This window comes from Hungatella hominis (assembly GCF_014288005.1).
GTDB classification, from domain to species: Bacteria; Bacillota; Clostridia; order Lachnospirales; family Lachnospiraceae; genus Hungatella; species Hungatella effluvii.
Genome location: NZ_JACOPB010000001.1, coordinates 89,171 through 107,998, shown reverse-complemented (window position 1 = coordinate 107,998; position 18,828 = coordinate 89,171). Strand labels below are relative to the sequence as shown.

Genomic DNA, 18,828 nt, shown 5'->3' with positions numbered 1-18,828 from the left:
AAGGAGAAAGAGTTATTCAGAAATCAGAACAATATTTTTATAAAAAAATCCAAGAATCTCTTCCGCGGTCTTTCCCTCCTCCGCCATGCACTTCGCCCCGTACTGGCTGAGACCGTAACCGTGGCCCACGCCCTGACAGACCGCCCGGATTCCGCCGTCGTACTCCTCCAGCGTATAAGACGGAGACGGCAGCCCCAGCGCATACTGGACCTCCTCTCCTGTATACACCTTTGTACCGATTTGAATCTGTCCCACGTAACCGCCGTCGTCGCGGACGATGATCTGAATGGACTGAGGAAGCTGGCCTGCATCAACAGGCACGCTGTCGGCGATCTGATTAATCCTGCCGGCAAAATCTTCCTTGCTCCAGGTCATCATGGTCAGGTAGCCTTCTGCCTCCACATCGCGTTTGCTGGCCACCGCCTGCAAATACGGATGGCTCTCATCTCCGGTTCTCGTCATCCCGGTGCTGGCGCGGTGAAACAGCGGCTCAATGAGCTTGCCGTCATAGGTGATCACCTCGCCCGCCGTCGAGCGCACGGCCTCTTCCACCGCCTGAAAATACGTCACAAATGACTCGCTTCCCCACATGGCCTCCATCTGCTTCTCCTCCAGATATTCCATATGAAGCTCCGATTCCTTCACCTCGTCCTGACCGTTCATCTTCTGGTAAATAAACGTCCTGGCGATCACAGCCTGCGCCCGCAGCGCTTCCTTCCCATACTCCGCCGGAATCTGCTTCGCCACGACTCCGGGCAGATACTCTTCCACGTCCATATAGGATTCCCCGTTTTTCCGGTCCAGAATCACCTTTTTTCCGCTGGTAATGAGCGGTACCTGCTTCTTTTCCTCGATTCTGCCTGTCCATGCCAGGGTTATTATATATGGAAGCAGCAATGCCATGACGCATATCATTACAACTTTTTTTGCCACCAAAAACCTCCGCAAGTTCCTTTAAAAAATTCTATGCGGACAATTCTCGTTTATGCAGAAACGTTCCTTTTCCTTCCCACTCCACGTAATTCCCACGAACACGGAGCACTGTTCCCCCAGAGAGATTACGGCAGTTTCCAAAGGCAGACTGCTGAGATACACCGTTTTCGCCCCGGCCTGGTAAAAGGACAGCAGGAGTCGGCGGAGCATCCATAGCCTCCTCCGCCTCATTTCCCATGGCTATAATCAGGCCGGTGTCCCTGTTTACAAGAGCCATGGACGATTCCTCCAGCACAATACCGCTGTTTTTCACGTAAATCGTTATTTTCGACGGTTCAAATCCCCGCCGCAGGCAGCACTCAAAAACAGAACGGTGGGAAAATGCCGCCCGCTGTTCCGTCCTGCCGACGGCGCTTCTCGCTGCATTTTCCCACCGTAATTCTCTTAAACGCTTATTCTGCACTGCTTTACTGATTTGCTTCTATTTCTACCTTCACCTTTTCCAGATGCCAAATGTCATTTACATACTCCTCGATCGTACGGTCTGAGGTGAATTTACCGCTGCAGGCCACATTCAGAATAGCCGCTTTTGCCCACCAGGTCTCATTGCGGTAAGCCTGATCGATCCTCTGCTGTGCTTCCGCGTAGGACGGGAAGTCCTTTAAGATGAAGTACGTATCTGCACGGTCGCTGCTCTGCGTATTCAGCAGAGAATTATAAATGTCACGGAACAGCTCCGGATCCTGCGGAGCGAAGTAGCCGTTGATCAGCTGCATCAGGACGCGGCGGATCTGGTAATTATTGTTAAAAATCTCCATCGGATTATATCCGCCCTTGTTCTCGTAGCCGATCACCTCGTCGGAGGTCATACCGAAGATAAAGGCATTCTCGGCTCCAACCTCTTCCACGATCTCCACATTGGCGCCGTCCATAGTTCCCAGCGTCAGCGCACCGTTTAACATAAACTTCATATTTCCGGTACCGGATGCTTCCTTGCTGGCCGTGGAAATCTGCTCGCTGACATCGGCCGCCGCGAAAATAATCTCCGCGTTGGATACCTTATAGTCCTCGATGAACACCACCTTGATCTTTCCGTCGATGGATTTGTCGTTATTGATTACATCTGCCACGGAATTGATCAGCTTAATGGTCAGCTTCGCCCTCTTATATCCGGCCGCCGCCTTGGCGCCGAAGATAAAGGTTCTCGGAATCATATCCAGGTTGGGATTATCCTTCAGCTGGTTGTATAAATAGATCACGTGAAGAATATTCATCAGCTGGCGCTTATACTCGTGAAGACGCTTTACCTGAACATCGAAGATCGAACGCGGGTCCACGTCGATTCCGTTGTGTTCCTTGATGTATTTGGCCAGACGGACCTTGTTCTGGTACTTGATGTCCATGAACTCCTGCTGGCACTTCGGATCATCCGCGTATACCGCCAGACGGTGGATATGAGGCAGGTTTGTGATCCATTCGCTTCCGATCTTTCCAGTCACCCATTCGGCTAACAGCGGGTTGCCGTGAAGCAGGAAGCGCCTCTGTGTGATGCCGTTGGTCTTATTATTGAATTTCTGCGGCATCATCTCATAGAAGTCACGCAGCTCTTCCTTCTTTAATATCTCGGTGTGCAGCCTTGCAACGCCGTTGACAGAGAATCCGCCGACGATGGCTAAGTTGGCCATGCGCACCTGGCCGTCGTAAATGATGGCCATCTTGCGGATCTTATCCTGGTTGCCCGGATACATCTGCTGGATCTGCTCCACAAAGCGGCGGTTGATCTCCTCCACGATCTGGTAGATTCTCGGCAGCAGTCTGGAAAACAGTTCGATCGGCCATTTTTCCAGAGCCTCGGACATGATGGTGTGATTCGTGTAGGCACACGTCTTCGTCGTCACAGCCCATGCCTCATCCCAGGTCAGGTTAAACTCATCCAACAGGATACGCATTAATTCCGGCACAGCCACGGTCGGATGGGTATCATTTAACTGGAACACTGTCTTCTCGAAGAATTTATGGATATCCTCATGCTTTTCCATATACTTCTTAACCGCTCTCTGAACGCTGGCGGATATGAAGAAGTACTGCTGTTTTAAACGCAGTTCCTTTCCAGCGTAGTGGTTGTCGTTGGGATACAGAACCTCGACAATGGTTTTCGCCAAGTTTTCCTGCTCCACTGCCTTCTGGTAGTCTCCCTTGTCGAAGGAATCCAGACTGAAGGTATTGATTGCCTCCGCATCCCAGATTCGCAGCGTATTCACCACATTGTTGCCATAGCCGACGATCGGCATGTCGTAGGGAACGGCGCGGACGGACTGATATCCCTCCTGAACGAAATGCTCTCTGCCGTCCTCCCAGACAGTTCTCACGTAACCGCCGAATTTTACCTCCGTCGCATACTCGGCGCGGCGTACCTCGAACGGATAGCCGTTCTTTAACCAGTCATCCGGAACTTCCATCTGATATCCGTTTTCAATCTTCTGCTTGAACATACCGTAACGGTAACGGATGCCGCAGCCGTATGCCGGATAGCCCAGCGTCGCCAGGGAATCTAAGAAGCAGGCGGCAAGACGGCCAAGGCCGCCGTTTCCGAGAGCCGGATCCGGCTCCTGATCCTCGATGGCGTTTAAATCGAAGCCGAGTTCGTCCAAAACTTCCTTCACTTCCGGCAGCGCCATGATATTGATGATATTGTTTCCAAGGGCACGGCCCATTAAAAACTCCATGGAGAGATAGTACAGGGTTTTCGCATCCTGCTTCTCATACTCCTTGTGGGTTGCAATCCACTCATCGATGATGACATCCTTTACCGCGTAGGCAACTGCCTGAAACGCCTGCTCCGGAGTAGCCTCATCGATCGTCTTGCGGAATACGTTTTTTACGTTATAAATAACGCTTTTCTTAAAGGTTTCTTTATCAAATCCCATACTCATTGTGAATGACCTCCTATTGGTTATTTCCATCTGAAGAGAATCCTCGCTTCATATTACTGAACTTTTTCAACGCCCAGAGTGACATTCTCACCATTGATGTTCCATTCCTTCGTATATCCCGCTGCCTTACCCGGTGTGATGCCCTCTGCGAGGACCTCGCTCTTTATTTCTTCGCCGTGTGCGCCAAAGATTCCGGCAATCTTCTCATTGCCTTCGCTGGTGATGAGGATATGGTCCATAACCTCAAAACCGGCTTCCTTACGCATCGTCTGAATCTTGCTGATCAACTCGCGGACAAAGCCTTCCTCGATCAGTTTTGGTGTCAGGTTCGTGTCAAGCACAACCGTAACGGTATTATCACCTTCCGATACGTAGCCCTCCATCTGAGCCGTATCAATCAGTAAATCTTCCTTCGTCAGAACCACCTCACTGCCGTCAAAGTCGAACGTGAGGGCGCCCTTTTCATTCAAAGTATCCATGGCGGTGTTGCCGTCCACCTCGGAAAGGGCCTTTCTGATGTTGTTTAACTGTTTTCCATATTTCGGTCCGACAGTCTTTAACTGCGGCTTAAAGCTGTAGCTGGTAAAATCGCGGACATCGTCTGTAAAGACAACTGTCTTTACATTCAGCTCTTCCTCGATGATCTCCTGATAGAATACGGAGAGCTCATGAGGCGCCTTCACGAACATCCGGCCGATCGGCTGGCGGTTCTTGATATTCGCCGTATTTCTGGCCGCACGGCCCATGACTACGATCTTTAAGACCTCGTCCATGTTGTCTTCCAGCTTCTCATCGATGCAGGATTCATCCGCTTCTGGATAATCGCATAAATGGATGCTCTCAGGCGCCGTCTTATCGATATTGCACACCAGGTTCTGGTAGATCTGCTCCGTCATAAACGGAATCAGCGGCGCAGCCACCTTGCTGACGGTCACAAGCGCGGTGTAAAGGGTCATATAGGCATTGATCTTATCCTGTTCCATGCCCTTTGCCCAGAAACGCTCACGGCTTCTTCTCACATACCAGTTGCTCATGTCATCCACAAACTCCTGAAGTGCTCTGGCCGCCTCCGGGATCTGGTAATTGCCCAGATTGGTGTCCACGGTCTTGATTAAAGTATTTAACTTCGACAGAAGCCATTTATCCATAACCGGAAGCTTATCGTATTCCAGTTTGTATTTTGTTGCATCAAATTCGTCAATATTTGCATAGAGAACAAAGAAAGCGTACGTATTCCATAAAGTACCCATGAACTTGCGCTGGCCTTCCATGACGGCCTTGCCATGGAAACGGTTCGGCAGCCACGGCGCGCTGTTGATATAGAAATACCAGCGGATGGCGTCTGCGCCGAATTCATCCAGAGCCTGGAACGGATCAACCGCGTTGCCCTTGGACTTCGACATCTTCTGTCCATTCTCATCCTGCACGTGGCCCAGAACGATAACGTTCTTATATGGCGCCTTGTTAAAGATCAGGGTCGAGATAGCCAGCAGAGAATAGAACCAGCCTCTCGTCTGATCCACAGCCTCGGAGATGAAATCCGCCGGGAACTGCTGCTCAAACAGCTCTTTATTCTCAAATGGATAGTGGTGCTGCGCAAATGGCATGGAACCGGAATCAAACCAGCAGTCGATTACCTCCGGAACTCTCTTCATCTGCTTCCCGCACTTCGGGCAGGTGATGGTCACCGCGTCGATGTATGGGCGGTGAAGTTCGATTGTCTCGGGGCAGTCAGGAGACATGGACTTTAATTCCTCGATGCTTCCGATAGAATGCTGATGGCCGCACTCACACTCCCATACGTTTAAAGGAGTGCCCCAGTAACGGTTCCGGCTGATGCCCCAGTCCTGAACATTCTCCAGCCAGTCGCCGAAGCGTCCCTTACCGATGCTCTCCGGGATCCAGTTGATGGTGTTGTTGTTGCGGATTAAGTCTTCCTTCACCTCGGTCATCTTGATGAACCAGGATTCTCTCGCATAATAGATGAGAGGCGTGTCACATCTCCAGCAATGCGGATAGCTGTGCTCAAATACCGGTGCGGAGAACAGTAAGCCCCGCTCTTCCAGATCCTTTAAAACCAGCGGATCGGCCTTCTTACAGAAGGTGCCCGCCCATTTCGTCTCCTTCGTCATCTCGCCCTTGGAATCCACCAGCTGAACGAAAGGAAGATCGTATTTCTTACCAACCTTGGAGTCATCTTCACCGAATGCCGGAGCGATATGAACGACTCCGGTACCGTCTGTCAGCGTTACGTACGTATCGCAGGTCACATAGAAGGCCTTCTTCGCCGGATGCACGAAATCAAACAGCGGTTCGTACTCCTTGAACTCCAGATCCTTTCCGGTGCAGCGCTCCAGTACAGTGTATTCACTATTCAGAACCGTATCACACAAAGCTTCCGCAAGATAATACGTATATTCTCCGTTTTTCACCTTCACATAGGACTCGTCAGGGTTCACACAGAGCGCCACGTTGGAAGGAAGCGTCCACGGTGTGGTCGTCCACGCCAGTATATAAGCATCCTCGCCCTTCACCTTGAATCTGGCGATAGCGGAGCGTTCTTTCACATCCTTGTAGCCCTGTGCCACCTCGTGGCTGGACAGCGGCGTTCCGCAGCGCGGACAGTAGGGAACGATCTTAAAGCCTTTGTATAACAGGCCCTTTTCCCAGATCTGCTTAAGAGCCCACCACTCGGACTCGATATAGTAGTTCTCATAGGTAACATACGGATCATCCATATCAGCCCAGAAGCCGACGGTCTTGGAGAAATCCTCCCACATGCCCTTGTACTTCCATACGCTTTCCTTGCAGTGCTTGATAAATGGCTCGAGACCATATTCCTCGATCTGCTCCTTGCCGTCCAGCCCCAGCATCTTCTCCACTTCCAGTTCGACTGGAAGTCCGTGGGTATCCCATCCGGCCTTTCTCGGCACGTCGCATCCCTTCATGGTACGGTATCTCGGGATCATATCCTTGATAACACGGGTAAGGACATGGCCGATATGAGGTTTTCCGTTGGCGGTTGGAGGGCCGTCATAGAAGGTATAGGTTTCAGCCTTTTTTCTGTTATCGATGCTCTTCTGGAAAATCTCGTGATCTTCCCAGAATTTTTCAACTTCTTTTTCTCTCGCTACAAAATTTAAATCTGTAGGAACTTTGTTATACATCTCTTTTGACCTCCTTTATAAATAGTAAAAAAAGAAGGCCTTCGTCCCGTAATCAGGACGAAGGCCGTGCTTCGCTAAACCACCTATTACAGCATACTGACATATGCGTTCCCTGTAACGTAGGAACCACGTCCTGGCTTACCGCTTATACAGCTTTCAGCCGGAGACTCCAGAGTGATGTTCGTTCCCATGACTACTCTCACCAGGCTTTCACCCTCCCCGGCTCGCTTTGGATTTCCCACGGTCCTACTGTCTCTTTCATCGTCTTTCTTCCTATAATATAATGGCAGGTTATGCCTTATATGTCCTCTCATTATAGATATTATGGGAGGAAATGTCAAGTAAAAGACGAAATTTCGGGCATCTGTCGCGTATTTTCGTCATTCTGCCCCGTAACGGGCCCACTCCCCATTGGTCCCTATTACTTTTTGATACCATCCGAACGACTTCTTCCTCATCCTCTTTCCCGTTCCATTGCCTTCGTCGTCCAGATCCACATGGATGAAGCCGTATCGCTTCTTCATATGTCCGCTGCCTGCGCTCACCAAATCGATGGGCGCCCACGCCGTGTAGCCGAGTAAATCCACGCCGTCCAGTTCTGCGGCATCCATCATGGCGCATATATGCCGCTTTAAATAATCGATCCGGCAGTCGTCTGCAACGTTTCCGTTTTCGTCGGGAAAATCCTGTGCTCCCAGCCCATTTTCCACGATAAACAGCGGTTTCTCATACCTGTCATAGATCTGGTTTAAGGTAATCCGAAGTCCCAGGGGATCGATGGGCCAGCCCCATTCGCTGTACGTCAGATACGGATTTTTCGCAGAGGCAAACAGATTGCCCTCCGCCGATTCCACGCTGTCTGCCGTAGAGACACAGCGGCTGTTATAATAGGAAAAGGAGATAAAGTCCACCGTTCCCTTCTTCAATATCCTCTCGTCCTCGTCTTCCATCACAGGCATAAGGCCCTCCCGCTCAAGCGCTTTCCCTGCATAGGCCGGATACTCCCCTCTGGCCTGCACATCGACGAAAAAATAGTTCTCGCGGTCCTTTTTCAGTGCTTCCCACACGTCCTCCGGCCTGCAGCTGTACGGATAGACGCTCCCCGCCGCAAACATACAGCCGACTCTGTTCTCCGGATTGATTTCGTGTGCCATCTGCACCGCCAGGGCGCTGGCAATCAGTTCATGATGAGCGGCCTGGTATTTCAGTTTTTCCCTCTCGTCCCCGTCCTGAAACAGAAGTCCCGCGCCCAGGAATGGAGCGTGCAGAATCATATTGATCTCGTTAAAGGTCAGCCAGTACCGCACCAGCTCCCGGTAGCGGACAAACAGCGTGCGGCAGAGTTTTAAATAGAAGCCGATCATTTCCCTGCTCCGCCATCCGCCGTACTTTTCGATTAAATACACCGGACAGTCGAAGTGACAGATGGTCACCAGCGGCTCAATGCCGTATTCGTGACACGTCCGGAACACCTCCTCATAGAACCGCAGTCCCGCCTCGTTTGGCTCCTCTTCCTCCCCTCCGGGAAATATCCTCGTCCATGCAATGCTCATGCGGTAGACTTTAAAGCCCATCTCGCCGAAGAGGCGTATGTCCTCCCGGAAATGGTGAAACATGTCAATGGCCTCGTGAGAGGGATATCGGTGCTCCCCGTCGCAGACAAGCGATACTTGCTCTCCCCGTATCACTGCTTCACGGTCCGGTCCTGCCGGGCACACGTCCACATTGGAGAGTCCTCTTCCGTCCTCCTGCCAGCCGCCCTCGCACTGGTTTGCAGCAGTGGCGCCTCCCCAGAGGAAATCTTTACTCAGTCCCATTTTCTGATCTCCTTTCCGGTTATTTAACGATCCGCAAAAGCGGTTCCTGATACTCCACCGCGTCATCGGCCTTCACAACGGCTTCCACCGACTGGTAATTCCCATAATTACTGATCAGAACCGGCGTCTCCAGCAGGAACCCTGCCTCCCGGATCAGCTCCATATCGAACCGCATCAGCGGCTGCCCCGCCTTCACATGATCGCCCTGCTTCGCTGCAGCCTCAAAGCCCTTTCCATCCAGCTGCACCGTATCCAGTCCAATGTGGATCAGAATCTCCGTCCCTTCGTCCGACAGAATTCCAATCGCATGGAGGGTCGGGAAAATGGTCACAACCGTTCCATCCACCGGTGACACCACCAGACCTTCCTCTGGAAGAACAGCAATCCCCTTTCCAAGGATTCCGGAGGCGAATGCGCTGTCTTTTACGTCTTTTAAATCAATAACAGCGCCCTTCATGGGACTCATGATGGTCAGGAACTCATGAGATGCGAATTCCGGGTTGTTGTCAGCCGTTCCCTGGTCTGCACTGCCACTGTCCATTCTGCCGTCCTCAGCAGAATCCTCTTTCTTCTTATCTTTATAGACAATCATCGTCATAACAAACGCGATCACCATGGTCAGAAGGGCCCCGGTCACAGCCACGATTAAGTTGCCCATGGAACCGTCCGGCTCCACCATCGCCGGAAACTCGAAGATTCCCATTCCGCCCATCATAAATTTTCTAAAATTGAAGAAACCGTAGAAGCCTCCGCCGATTCCGCCTGCAATACAGCTGATGATAAAGGGCTTCTTAAGCGGCAGTGTAATTCCGTAGATCGCAGGCTCCGTCACCCCGAAAATACCGGAAATAAAGTTGGGCAGTGCCATTTCCTTCAGTTTTCTGTCCTTTGTCTTGATAAAGATAGCCAGAACCACAGCCGATGTCGCAAAGGTACAGGCAAAGAACGGCATCATCACGTTGTCGTAGCCCATGGTCATGATATTGTTGATATAAACCGGAATAAATCCCCAGTGCAGGCCGAAGATAACCAGGATCTGCCAGGTAAATCCAACGATGGCTCCTGCCAGCATAGGTGAAAAGCTTCTGATTGTAAGTACTGTCTCCGCGATAATCGTGGATGCAAAGGTGACAACCGGACCGATAACCAGAAATCCCGCCGGAAGCGCCGCTAAAAGCGTCAGCATCGGCACAAAGAAAAACTTGACCAGATCGGGTACAAACTTATTGAACAGCTTCTCGCATTTCGACGCAAAGTATACGATAAAAATAACAGGAATCACCGTGGAGGTATAATCCATGGAGATTACCGGAAGCCCGAAGAATGTGATATACACAGGCGATTCAAACAGCGTCCCCTCAAACAGCGTGTAGAGCGGAGCCATAGAAGCGGAAATACTTTCCGCCTGAATCGCCGGATAGCACATGATCGCGCCGATCGCCAGCCCCAGCATGGGCTTTAAACCAAACTTCTTCGCGGAGGTATAGCCCAGGAACAGCGGAAGAAAGGTAAACAGCGCGTCCCCCACCGCATTGATGATTAAGTATCCGCCGCATGTGTCGGGATATAATCCCAGCACCGCAAACAGCGTGTTCAGCCCCTTCACCATACCACAGGCCGCCATAATTCCCAGAATCGGCTGGAAAATACCGGAGATCGTATCCACAAACCGGTCAAACAGCTTCTCTTTCTTCTCCGGCTTTGCCGTCTCCTCCCCTTTCTCCAGATCGAGAAGCGGGCAGACATCCTCATAGACCTCTCCCACGTGATTTCCGATCACCACCTGATACTGGCCTCCGCTCTTCATGACTGTGACCACGCCTTCCATGTTCTTTAACGCTTCATCATTGGCCGCGGCTTCGTCCGCCAGCTTAAAACGCAGTCTCGTGATGCAGTGGGTAAGTCCGGTAACATTGTCCCTGCCTCCCACGTATTTGACAATCTCTCTTGCCAGTTCCTCATATTTTCCCATTTCATTTCCTCCATCTTTCTATTTTTTTGTTTGAAATCTGAAGGTCGAGCCAACTGAATGTAACTGTCCTTAATGAAATATCACGCTATGTCTTATGGGCTTTCCTCCTTTCCTTCCTTTTCTGAATCATGCCCGTGGTTTCCGCGAGACAGAAACGATCCTTGCAATGTGAATACTCAGATAAAGAATCTCTTCTTCACTCAGCGTATATTGGTATTTATCCCCGATAAAAGCGGCAATCTTCCTGCCGCACTGGTAAGCTTCCTGATACTGCGCCCGGATCACCTCCGCCAGCGCCGCCACCTCCTGATCTTCATACGTTTTTCCGGAAAACATCCTCTCCGCGAAAAATTTCAAATGCGTAATGAAGCGGTGGTAATAGACAGATTCCGCGTCCAGCCTGATTTTACAGGTCATGCGGACAATTGTCTCGATTTCCTGCATGACGGTGGTGATCTCATGGACCGTCTTCTGCTTTAAATTCATCTGCGCGTTCACAATATGAAGGGCAATAAAGCCCGCTTCATCTTCCTCCAGCTTTACATGAAACCGCTCCTTCACACAGCGCAGCGCATAGAGTCCCGTATCATACTCCGCGGGATAATACCGCCTGATATCCCACAGCAGCACATTTTTCACATCAATTCCCTGCTTCTTCCGCTCCACCGCCATGTATATATGGTCGCACAGCGGAATGATGACATTCGTGCTGATCTTACTGTTCACATGAACTCTGGCATAGGAGAGCACATCGTCCGCCAGCTTCACGTGTTCCACAGGAATCTCCTGAAGCAGCTCCTTCAGCTGCTCCCTCTGCCCGGCGTCCTCCAGAGAAAAAATCTTTTCGATCTTCTGCTCCTCCACCTCGGAGCCTTCCTTTTTCTGAAACCCAAGCCCGCATCCCACCAGTATCTTCTCGCGCCCTTTTTCGTCCTCCGCAATGACTGCATTGTTGTTCAGTCTCTTCTTAAAGATCATCGAAATCCCCCTTCCGATTCATTTTAGAAATAAAAAAGACCTTGCATCATCAATAAGAATGGCTGCTGCCACTCAAATCCGATCATACAAGGTCAAGCTTGCCCGAAGCAATAACTATCCTTAAGTCAAAGATATATGAAAAAGCATAATTTGTCAAGCGTTTTTTTCAGTTTCATCAGACCGTTTTTTTCAGACCGCAAACAAGTCACCCAGCGCCTCGCTCATCGTCGGATGCGTATAAATCTGATCCCTCAATACCGTGTAGTCCGCATCGAGATCCATGGCCAGCTTCACGATATTGATCATCTCATAAGATTCCTCACAGAACAGCATCGTGCCTAATATCTTATTCGTCTTCGCATCAATCACTGCCTTTAAGAGACCTTTGGTTCTGTTTAAGACAGCAGCTTTCGGAATCGCGGCCGCCGGCAGTTTGGCGATCTTCACATCCAGACCGGCCCCCCGCGCTTCCTGCTCATTCATACCGACTCTTGAGAAGGATGGTTCAATGAACACGCTGTACGGAATATGGCTTCTCTTGCCCGCATTCGCATCATATGCCCCGCCGTGAAGGCTGGACCACACGATCCTGAAATCATCCAGGGAAACGTAGGTGAACTGAAGTCCTCCGGCCACATCTCCCATGGCCCAGATATTCGGAGCCGTCGTCTTATAGCCGTCATCTACCTTGACGCCGCCGCGGGCCGTCAATTCCACGCCTGCCGCTTCCAGATTTAATCCCGCCGTGTTAGGCCTTCTTCCTGTAGCGACCAGAATCGCATCCGCCTCCAGATCTTCCTCTTTTCCATCGACAGAGTAATGGACGTAAGACCAGTCCCCTTCTTTCCGGATCCCGGAAATAGCCGCGCCAACCACAAATTTAACGCCCTTTTCTTCCAAAACCTTCTGAATCTCGGCCGCGATATCTTCGTCCTCTCTCGGAATCAGGCGTGCCTCGTTCTGAATGACCGTCACCTCAGAGCCAAATCCGGAATACATGGACGAAAACTCCAGCCCGATATAGCCGCCGCCAATGATGACCAGCTTCTTTGGAAGCTTCTCCAAATCCATAAATGTCTCACTTAAATAAACCTGGGGATTGCCTTCTATTCCCTCAATCGGCGGCACAAACGGAGCGCTCCCCGTATTGATAAAGATCTGATCTCCCTCTAAAGTAAACGCCTCCGAACCGTCTGCCGGCACTACATTTACCTGTGTATTGGAAAGGAAGCTGGCAGTTCCGTTATAAATGGTCACCGCTTCCAGATGATTCAGCTTGTCAAAATTCTTTTTTCGAAGCAGGGAAGTAACGCGTCTCTTTTCCTCAATAGCTGTCCTGTATAATTCCGCCTTTTCCTCAAAAGAGAGCTTTCCCTTTGCTTCCGTCATCTGGGAACTTCTCACCAGAGACTTGGATGGAATACATCCAACATTGATGCAGGTACCGCCATACATTTTATCTGATTTCTCAATCAGCGCTACCGCTTTTCCCTCACCGGCCAGCTTTCCCGCCAGAGTCTTACCGCCTTTGCCAAATCCTATAATAACCGCATCATACTTTTTCATCTCAAAACTTCCTTTCTTATCACCATTTTTTATTTTTCATCACCAGACACGGTCTCATAGGGCCAGTCCTTAATACCGCCTATATCAATAATATTCTTATAACCAAGGCCCAACAGCTTCTCCGCCGCGTTTTTACTTCTCACGCCGCTTCGGCAGTAGACCATAATTTTCGCATCCAGATCCGGAAGCTCCTCCGGCATCTCCTCTCCGATGTCTTCCACCGGAATGTTAATCGCATCGCCAATCCGGCTGTCCGCATACTCTTCCGGAGTTCTTACATCCACCACGATGAGCGCATCGTCCGAATCCATAACTTCCTTTGCCTCTTCCGGCTTAAACTTAACATACTGTGAAGCCTGGACCTCCGCACCGGCCTCCGCTTTCTGCGCCGCCGTCTTCTGTGTCTCCTTGCCGGAAGCACTCCCCTGGCCGCCCGAACACGCCGTCAGTACTAAAACCGCTGCGGCGATTCCCGCCGTTATCCAATATTTCCCTTTTATCATCTCATCCGCTCCATTCTGTAACTTTTTTTGTTTCAGTTTTTATACTGTAATAATATCAGTTACAGTTAGTTCTGTCAAGCGTTTTTTACATTTTTCTTCAATCTTTTTCCATAACTGCGCAGTCCCACTGCGGAAGCCGTCTGCACGCAAATAGAAACGGGTACCGACTCATTTACATGAACTTCGATACCCGTTCCTAGACTACTTCATCCATTGGACTTTACCCTCACTTTTTGTTTTGTCACTGATACTTGTGTACCTGGATGCTCTATATTAAATTTTTTTACCTTCGCCACTCCATTACCGGGCCTCATCTATCATCTGGTTTATCTCTGCATCGTCATTTTCATTCTTCTATATGTTAGTAAGCTACATATGTGGAAACCTTTGTTCGGACGAATCATACTTTCTCGTCATACGACTCATACGATGAATTTTCCTTTGCAGTTTATAACGAAATATAGGCATATGTAAAAGATATATAGATTTTTTCCTGCTACTTCATCCATGCTTTCGCATTTATTCATCATAGAAGGAATGGCTTTTCACTGTGGCCGAAAGGTTTTTCCTATTGTCCGCTTCCTAATTGGAAATCAGACGAGACTTATGTTTTCGGCGGAATCTACCTCCTTTTCTTTCTATTTTTTATCCTTCCCGCTTCCTGTTCCCGGGAGGTTTCTCTATATCTTGTATCTCTTTCCTTTGATAGCTTTATTATATAGTATCTCTCTCTATTTTGCAAGACTCTTTAGAAAAAATTAATAAATTATTTCTTAATTGTCAAATTGTATATAATTATTTGAAATATTCATTATTTTTTTTGTCTTACTCCATTTGTTATAGTTATTCTTCTCTATTATTCTGATATTATAGATTGTTATTTTTTTATCAATCACGTTGCGTTTTTGTAAAGTTATGGTATAATGTCCAAAAAGGACAGAGTCCCCGGGCCTTACGGTCCCAATTGCTCCGCCCCCACATTAAACGTTCAGAAGGAGAACACATATGAGCCAGCGCAATTTAACCTTATTAACGGATCTATACGAGTTAACCATGATGCAGGGCTATTTTAAAGAAAAGGATGCCAATGAGACCGTAATCTTCGACGCATTTTACCGCACAAATCCGGGCGGCAACGGTTATGCAATCTGTGCCGGTCTGGAGCAGGTAATTGAATATATCAAGGATCTTCATTTCGAAGAGGACGATGTGGACTATCTGCGTTCCACGGGACTGTTCGGCGAAGACTTTCTGGAGTATTTACGCCACTTTAAATTCTCAGGCGACATTTATGCTATTCCGGAAGGCACTGTCGTCTTTCCGCGTGAACCGCTGGTAAAAGTGATTGCTCCTATTATGGAGGCGCAGCTCATTGAGACGGCGCTGTTAAATATCATCAATCATCAGAGCCTGATCGCCACAAAGGCAGCGCGCGTCGTATATGCAGCCGGCGGCGACGGTGTCATGGAATTCGGACTTCGCCGGGCTCAGGGACCGGATGCCGGTATCTACGGCGCAAGGGCGGCCATGATTGCAGGCTGTATCGGGACCTCCAACGTTCTGTGCGGTAAGATGTTCAACGTTCCTGTCAAGGGAACTCACGCCCACAGCTGGATCATGAGCTTTCCGGATGAGCTGACCGCGTTCCGCACCTATGCCAGGCTGTATCCTTCTGCCTGTATCCTGCTGGTGGACACCTATGACACGCTGAAATCCGGTGTTCCTAACGCCATTAAGGTATTTCAGGAAATGAAGGAAGCGAAAATCCCGCTGACCTTCTACGGAATTCGTCTCGACAGCGGCGATCTTGCCTATTTATCGAAGAAAGCGAAAAAGATGCTGGATGATGCCGGATTCCCAGACGCAGTTATTTCCGCCTCCAACGATCTGGACGAGTCTCTGATCAACAGCTTAAAGATTCAGGGCGCAGCCATCAACTCCTGGGGAGTCGGCACGAATCTGATCACCTCCAAGGACTGCCCGTCCTTCGGCGGCGTATATAAGCTGGCTGCCATCTTAGATAGGAAGAGCGGAAAATTTGTGCCAAAGATCAAGTTATCCGAAAATGCCGAGAAGATTACCAACCCGGGCAATAAATGTATCAAGCGTATTTACAGCAGGGAAACCGGAAAAATCATTGCCGATTTGATCTGCCTGGAGGGCGAGAAATACGATGAAAATAATTCACTGCTGCTCTTCGATCCCATCGAGACCTGGAAAAAGACGCACCTGGCTCCCAACACCTATCATCTCCGTGATCTGATGGTTCCGGTATTTAAAGATGGAGAATGCGTTTACGAATCCCCCGCGGTCATGGACATTCAGGCGTACTGCAAGAAAGAACTGGATACGCTCTGGGATGAATCCCGCCGTCTTGTGAACCCTCACGAGGTGCATGTGGACCTCTCCAATGAGCTTTGGCACATGAAAAATCAGCTTCTGGACAGCTATCATTTTTCAGAATAACGAAAAAAGTTAACCTTTGTTATAGTTTCTGTGGTTGACATCGGTTATAATAGAAGTAATATGACAAAGGAGGTTGTTTTTTATGAGTATGGGGCAGGAAACCAAAATTCGCGCCAGAGACAATGATAAGCTGGCTTTAAAAGTAACAAAAGGACATTTTTCATCCGACCGTTTTCACATTAACTACTACATTGACATGACCACATTGAAGATGCGTCAGGAGGAAGCTGAGCAGGTTGCCAAATCCATGGTGAAAAGATACGTAAACCGTGTTGATTTATCAGGGCTGATCGGCGTAGGAGCGGAAGAGCTCAAGCATTATTCCAAAGCGTTTGCTTCCAAGACTCCAATCGATACCATCATCTGTATGGATGGCTGTGAGGTAATCGGCGCCTATGTAGCAAAGGAATTATCCGAGCTCGGCGTTACCACCACGAATATCCACAAGACTACTTACATCGTGACTCCGGAATTCGATTCCGCCGGACAGATGGTCGTTCGTGACAACATCAAGCATATGCTGAAGGATAAACACGTATTAGTCGTTCTCGCTACCGCGATGTCCGGCCGTACTATTTTAAAGAGCATTCGCTGCATCGAATCCTACGGCGGCATTCTGGAAGGCATCTCCGTTATCTTCGCCGCAGTCAATGAGATCGACGGATATCCGGTTAATGCGGTATTCGATTCTTCCGATCTTCCCGACTTCCGTCTCTCCGAGCCGGAGAACTGTCCGGATTGTAAGAACGGAATCAAGCTGGATGCGATTGTAAACAGCTACGGTTATACAAAACTGGATTAATAGAAGTGAAATGAGTTAAAATAGCCCCGGGCCACGGCAGGAATACCTGCCGTGGCCCGGAGTGTTTATGGAGTGGAGTCTTAATTATCATTTGGAGAGTGTTACATTTGATGGATTTGATGGCAACACAGCCTCCTGATCGAACTGCCTGTCCCTTAGGATCGAATTAATGTGCAGCGCGTTCTGTTCATATTCTGGTCATAATCTTTTTACATACCGGTCAAACTATCTTCATATTTACCGGATATACTTATAACATAAGAGAAAGATGCTTATGCCTTACATCAGATAAATTTTTTTTCATAATCGCCGGTATTCTTACAGAAGGATACCGGCTCCTCCCTTTTATGGGGCTTTTTTATGTCTTACATCTGCTTTCGTACGATTTTGTATTCGTCGGCGAACTGATAATGAGAACAGCCGCCGCTGTCTCCCCTTAAAAAGCGGATCATCTCATCTTCGTCCAATTCCATATCACATACGTAGCATTCGTAGTCCTCGTCGTATGTATAATACATACAGCTTTCACAGTTCTTTCCTGACATCTCGTGCATCTCCCCTTTATATTGATTCCAATTATTTTTATTGAGTCGTCTTTATTGATTCATTTTCGTTGGTCCATTTGATCCGTCTTAATTAAATTTTGCAGCCATCGAATCACCGTACTGTCCAAGATCCATGCGGCTGCAAAGGACAGAACCGCGGTCAGCAGCGTTGCACAGACAATGCGCGGAACGTAAAAATGTCTCACTATGGTTTGATCGACCAGCATTTCAGCTGCGGCCTTCAGAATCAGATAGTGGGCCAGGTAGGCCGAATAGCTGTGGCGGCTCATCCAGACAGCGGCTGTTCTGGCAGCCTTGCATTTTAAATTACCACAGCACTCAAACAGTAAGAACACTGCCGCCGACATGGCGATCATGGTAGGCGCCAGATCGTGAATTCCCGGTACAAAGCCAGGCGTAAACCTTTTTTGCAGCAGTGTCAGAGCCAGCCCTACGATTCCTGCAAGGGCAAACCACTTAAATTCTTCCCGTTTGAACAGCCTCTTCAGCGCATATCCCAGGACATAGTAGATCAGCCAGCCTTTAAACACCATATAATCAAGAATCTGATCCAGTCCTATGCCAAATCCACCGTCATAGTTGGTCAGTGTCTGGACTCCAAGGATGAGCAGAATAAAATATTTCAGTTCCTTATCATTCATTGCCTTCATCATACGGGCCAAAAACGGCGTACAGAGGTAAAGCGCTATGATCACATACATAAACCACATATGGTCCGCCATAGGCACTGTACCACTGAAAAAATCCCGCAGGAATTCCACCGGATACTCCCACCAGGATAAAACCTCCTGGCTGCGGCTGACATAGAACAGATAGTAAAGGACCGAGAAAAAGAAAAACGGGATAACGATGACTTTTACCCGTTTCTTATAAAATTGCGTGATGTCTCCGGTCGCCGAATCCAGAAGGAACAGACCACTGAGCATAAAATATATTCCGACAAAGCTGAGCAGAAGCGGCTGCATGACTGCTGCAAACCACCACTGTTTATCATTGACAGAGACAGCCGGTATGGCGTGGACCATAATGATCGCCAGCACCGCCACCGCCCTTAGAAAATCGTATTTTATCTCGCGTTCTTTCAAACTGATTCCTCCATTTCAATATCAAGTCAACATCAAGTGC

The 18,828-nt window shown here is 49.1% G+C and carries 14 protein-coding genes; 2 read left to right on the top strand and 12 right to left on the bottom strand.

Going from position 1 to position 18,828, the window contains the following annotated elements:
• Nucleotides 1-12: 12 nt before the first annotated feature.
• From H8S75_RS00480 to H8S75_RS00435, 10 genes are all read right to left on the bottom strand, one after another.
• The gene (locus H8S75_RS00480; protein WP_002602937.1) at nucleotides 13-933 is read right to left on the bottom strand and encodes a SpoIID/LytB domain-containing protein; all 921 of its coding nucleotides are present in this window, start codon (nucleotides 931-933) and stop codon (nucleotides 13-15) included.
• A 31-nt stretch (nucleotides 934-964) separates the two neighbouring features.
• Complete coding sequence (locus tag H8S75_RS32525; RefSeq protein ID WP_187018478.1) at nucleotides 965-1,396, bottom strand: rod shape-determining protein; 432 nt, start codon at nucleotides 1,394-1,396, stop codon at nucleotides 965-967.
• A 4-nt stretch (nucleotides 1,397-1,400) separates the two neighbouring features.
• Nucleotides 1,401-3,866 carry a glycogen/starch/alpha-glucan phosphorylase gene (locus tag H8S75_RS00470; protein ID WP_187018476.1) on the bottom strand — a complete coding sequence of 822 codons (2,466 nt, stop codon included), beginning with the start codon at nucleotides 3,864-3,866 and terminating at the stop codon, nucleotides 1,401-1,403.
• A 53-nt stretch (nucleotides 3,867-3,919) separates the two neighbouring features.
• Entirely contained in the window at nucleotides 3,920-7,033 is a 3,114-nt protein-coding gene (gene ileS / locus H8S75_RS00465; RefSeq protein ID WP_187018474.1) for an isoleucine--tRNA ligase, read from the bottom strand.
• 86 nt (nucleotides 7,034-7,119) lie between these two features.
• A complete protein-coding gene (locus tag H8S75_RS00460; protein ID WP_187018473.1) occupies nucleotides 7,120-7,275 on the bottom strand; it encodes a hypothetical protein in 156 nt (51 codons plus the stop codon).
• A gap of 138 nt (nucleotides 7,276-7,413) precedes the next feature.
• Nucleotides 7,414-8,850 carry a 6-phospho-beta-glucosidase gene (locus H8S75_RS00455; protein WP_187018471.1) on the bottom strand — a complete coding sequence of 479 codons (1,437 nt, stop codon included), beginning with the start codon at nucleotides 8,848-8,850 and terminating at the stop codon, nucleotides 7,414-7,416.
• A 19-nt stretch (nucleotides 8,851-8,869) separates the two neighbouring features.
• A complete protein-coding gene (locus H8S75_RS00450; protein ID WP_187018470.1) occupies nucleotides 8,870-10,822 on the bottom strand; it encodes a beta-glucoside-specific PTS transporter subunit IIABC in 1,953 nt (650 codons plus the stop codon).
• Nucleotides 10,823-10,948: 126 nt separating this feature from the next.
• Nucleotides 10,949-11,800: a BglG family transcription antiterminator LicT gene (gene licT / locus H8S75_RS00445; RefSeq protein WP_187018468.1), complete on the bottom strand. Its 852-nt coding sequence runs from the start codon at nucleotides 11,798-11,800 to the stop codon at nucleotides 10,949-10,951.
• Between the two features lie 189 nt (nucleotides 11,801-11,989).
• Nucleotides 11,990-13,366 (bottom strand): FAD-dependent oxidoreductase, encoded by a 1,377-nt coding sequence (locus tag H8S75_RS00440; protein WP_187018466.1) that lies wholly within the window; start codon nucleotides 13,364-13,366, stop codon nucleotides 11,990-11,992.
• A gap of 29 nt (nucleotides 13,367-13,395) precedes the next feature.
• The gene (locus H8S75_RS00435; RefSeq protein WP_187018464.1) at nucleotides 13,396-13,869 is read right to left on the bottom strand and encodes a rhodanese-like domain-containing protein; all 474 of its coding nucleotides are present in this window, start codon (nucleotides 13,867-13,869) and stop codon (nucleotides 13,396-13,398) included.
• A gap of 1,005 nt (nucleotides 13,870-14,874) precedes the next feature.
• On the opposite strand from H8S75_RS00435, the gene H8S75_RS00430 reads away from it, so the two are divergent.
• Nucleotides 14,875-16,335 (top strand): nicotinate phosphoribosyltransferase, encoded by a 1,461-nt coding sequence (locus H8S75_RS00430; protein WP_187018462.1) that lies wholly within the window; start codon nucleotides 14,875-14,877, stop codon nucleotides 16,333-16,335.
• Between the two features lie 82 nt (nucleotides 16,336-16,417).
• On the top strand, nucleotides 16,418-17,137 hold the full coding sequence (locus tag H8S75_RS00425) for a type I phosphoribosyltransferase (RefSeq protein WP_002602927.1): 720 nt from the start codon (nucleotides 16,418-16,420) through the stop codon (nucleotides 17,135-17,137).
• A gap of 365 nt (nucleotides 17,138-17,502) precedes the next feature.
• On the opposite strand, the gene H8S75_RS00420 is transcribed toward H8S75_RS00425, so the two are convergent.
• Both H8S75_RS00420 and H8S75_RS00415 read right to left on the bottom strand, forming a co-directional pair.
• Nucleotides 17,503-17,682 carry a DUF6472 family protein gene (locus H8S75_RS00420; protein ID WP_187018461.1) on the bottom strand — a complete coding sequence of 60 codons (180 nt, stop codon included), beginning with the start codon at nucleotides 17,680-17,682 and terminating at the stop codon, nucleotides 17,503-17,505.
• Nucleotides 17,683-17,741: 59 nt separating this feature from the next.
• On the bottom strand, nucleotides 17,742-18,788 hold the full coding sequence (locus tag H8S75_RS00415; RefSeq protein ID WP_187018459.1) for an acyltransferase: 1,047 nt from the start codon (nucleotides 18,786-18,788) through the stop codon (nucleotides 17,742-17,744).
• Nucleotides 18,789-18,828: the final 40 nt, after the last annotated feature.